Raw genomic sequence first — 1,023 nt, 5'->3', positions numbered from 1 at the left:
TTCACCGCCGCGGTCCGAATGCAGAATCGTGCCCCGGCACTGCCCGCCGCGCGCGGCGACAGCCGCCTCGATGGCCTCGGTGACCATCTCGGCCCCGATGTGGTCGGAGATGCTGTAGCCGAGCACTTTCCGGGAATGCCCGTCACGGATCGCACACAGGAACATGTCGCCCTGCCCGCAGGTCAGGTAGGTGATATCGGTCAGCCACGCCGCATCCAGTCGGCCCTGATCGAAAACGCGGCCGAGAAGGTCGGACGGGAACGACGCTGTCGGGTCGACCACGGTCGTTTTCACCTTGAACGTGCGCGGGCTGATGCCCTCCAAACCGATCGACGCCATGATCTTGGCGACGGTTTTCCTGATCACCACCTCGCCGCGATCACGTAGCTCGGCAGTTACCCGTGGTGATCCGTAGGTGCGGTTCGAGTCGGTGTGGATGTCGGTGATCTTCACCTCGAGGTCGGCTCGACGCTGCTGTCTTGGCGTCAAAACTGTTGCCGCCGAACGCTTCACATACTCGTAGTAGCCCGACGTGGAAACCTTCAACAACCGCGCCATCCGCACGACGGAGAACCGGGGTCCCGCCGGTCGGACAGTGCCGGCGGTGGCGAGGATGTCGTCGGGGCCGGCGTACTTCACCATCAGATCGAACCGGGCCGGTTCTTCTGCATCGCGGCAAAGTACGCCGAGGCTTTTACCAGGAAGGTGTTGTCCTTCTCCAGTTCGCTGACCTGCCTGCGCAATCGCAGCAACTCGGCCCGCTCGGCCGCATCCAGAGGCTTCTCACCGTGGGCCTCGGCAGCGGCGATCCGGCGCCGCTCGTCTTTGACCCAGTTGCTCAGCAGGCCCTCGTTCAAGCCCAATTCCCGGGCGACTTCGGCGATCGTGCGGCCGGAATCGATCACCCGATGGGCAGCCTCGACCTTGTACTCGGCCGTGAACGACCGGCGCTTGCGAGGAGGCATAGCGACATCCTTCCAGCAGGACCTCCGGTCCTGCCAAATCAGTGTCCACTATCCGGGG

Annotated in this window: 2 protein-coding genes; both read right to left on the bottom strand. The window is 64.1% G+C overall.

All coding sequences use genetic code 11. The annotated features are described in order from the left end of the window. The coding region (locus ACIA76_RS43770; RefSeq protein ID WP_397161511.1) for an IS3 family transposase at positions 1-642 on the bottom strand (642 nt) is incomplete at its 3' end. Continuing rightward, positions 642-965, bottom strand: coding sequence for a transposase (locus ACIA76_RS43765; protein ID WP_397161509.1), 324 nt, complete (start codon positions 963-965; stop codon positions 642-644). The genes ACIA76_RS43765 and ACIA76_RS43770, both read right to left, overlap by 1 nt. Positions 966-1,023 lie beyond the last annotated feature (58 nt).

Source organism: Nocardia sp. NPDC051570, from assembly GCF_044454005.1.
In the GTDB taxonomy this organism is placed as follows: Bacteria; Actinomycetota; Actinomycetes; order Mycobacteriales; family Mycobacteriaceae; genus Nocardia.
Note: the sequence above shows the minus strand (reverse complement) of the source record. Positions and strands in the feature narration are given on the sequence as shown.